Origin of the sequence: Variovorax sp. MHTC-1, assembly GCF_003984645.1 — a bacterium.
Lineage (GTDB): Bacteria > Pseudomonadota > Gammaproteobacteria > Burkholderiales > Burkholderiaceae_C > Variovorax.
Genome location: NZ_RWKI01000067.1, coordinates 1 through 1,937, shown reverse-complemented (window position 1 = coordinate 1,937; position 1,937 = coordinate 1). Strand labels below are relative to the sequence as shown.

Sequence of the window (1,937 nt, the reverse complement as noted above, 5' to 3'; positions counted from 1 at the left end):
CCCCGCTCGTGCCAGCACCGATCGTTCGTGTGAGCAGCCGGTCACGCGCATCCCAGGTGTAGGTACTGTTCAACCCATTGGGGCTTGTCTGACTCACGAGGCGGTTTGCACTGTCGTAGGCGTATAGCGTCGCGTGGCCTAGCGCATTGGTAGATTTTGTAAGGTTGCCCTGGGTGTCGTACTCATAGCTGGTGGCTGCACCATTCGGCGCGGTTTCGGTGGCGACCAAACCCTGGGTGTTGTAGGTCCACTGCCAGGTGCGCACCGTGTTCGGCGAACCTGCCGTATCGGTGATGGTCCTACTCAGCAGATTGCCCTGGGCGTCGTAGCTGAACCCAGTCGTGCGGCCGCTTTCGGCGATGAGCACTGGAAGACTGAAGTTGGCGTGCCACTGGGTCGTCGTGGTTTGCGCGTCGGCAGTGCCGACGGCGCGGGTGGCGGAAGTGGGGAGTCGGCGAGCGGAATCCCACGAGGTATCTGTGCGAATGTCCTTGAAATCAGTTCGACTAGTGACAAGGCCATTGGAATCTTGCACCCGTGTCTTGGCGTCGTCTTCGCCCTCGCCGGAGGGTCTGCTTCCAGAAGTGACGGCAAGCTTGCCGGCATTCAGCCCATAGGAGTAGGTGCGACTTGTGCCCAAGGGGTCGGTCACCGTCGCACCCGAAGTTAGGTAGCCGACCTGATATCGCTGGAGGCCTCCACTTAGCTCCGTCGTGATTGCGCGCCCCCACCTGTCGTAGCCGAAGGTGCCCCATCGGGCTCCGTTCTCATCAAAAATTCCGGTCAGCGCCTGCGGAAAAGATGCGTTCTCGTACACAAAGCTGCGGCTCTTGCCATCGGGATACTGCACGGAGGCCAAGCGGCCCACGGAGTCGTAGGCGTAGCCGAGGCTACGAGCATCCGGCGTCGTCACGGAGGTCAGCTGCCCAGTAGCGTTGTAGGCGATGGTGAGGCTGCGACCGAAGGAGTTCGTGACGCCAGCTAGGCGGCCTGAAGAGTCATATGTGTAAGCGGTCGATCGGCCATTGCGCTCAACCCTGTTTTGCAGCTTGCCTGAACCATCGAAATTGAAGGTTACGTCATCATTGGCGCGTTTGTACGCCAGCCAATTCGGGCTGAGCTCGACGAGCGTGTCAGCGCTATTGCTGATGCCCCAGACCGACGAGCCCACCGCCCTCGTGAAGCTGCGCACATCTCCCTCGGGACCAAAAACGGTCGCGGTGCTGAGATCACCGGCCGAAGTTACCGTAAGACGGTAGTGGTGGATATGGGACCAGACTTGCCCCATTCCCGCCTGCGGCGACGAGTCACCTGCACTCCATCTGGTGCGGTAGTACCGGACAAAGGACAACGGTGCAGGACCGCCGTCTGACCAATCAAGCTCTGAGCGGTACTTCTCGGCCGTTGCGGGCAGTATCGGCTGCCCCTTCTGAATGCCATCAGTGATCCTGCATGAGGGCGGCGCCTCGAGCATGGGAAGTACGCAACCGTTCCCTTGCTGTATATACCCAGCATTGCAATCGCAAGTAGTGCCGCCCGGCGAAATTGTGCTATTCGATGGACATATGGAAGCTAACCGGACAATGTAGTAGAAGAATTGCTCGGTGCTGCCGTTGCTAGACCAAACAGTGAAGTTGCAGACGTATGGACCATACTGAGAGCTGATGAATTCCGCCAAGCTATAGGACTCAACCCCCCCGGGGGTAGCTTGAGCGTAAGCAGTCCAATCCGCAGCTGTGACTACGCACGCATTTGCATCTGGAATGACTGCTGGACCCCAAACCATGTATTTGGGATAACCTAGGCTGTAGGTGGCGTACTGAGAGGTTGACTGGAAGGATCCGTGAGAGCTTGCTAGCAGAAAGAACTGGGCGAGCAGCAGGGCCGCCAGTCTCCTTGCGGCTCTCCAGCGGACGAACGATCCAAGCGCTACCCAG

1 protein-coding gene is annotated in these 1,937 nt (G+C 59.2%); it reads right to left on the bottom strand.

Annotated elements, in window-relative coordinates; genetic code table 11:
* On the bottom strand, positions 1–1,474 hold a 1,474-nt coding region (locus EJI01_RS28215; protein ID WP_221885742.1), incomplete at its 3' end, for a DUF6531 domain-containing protein.
* Positions 1,475–1,937: the final 463 nt, after the last annotated feature.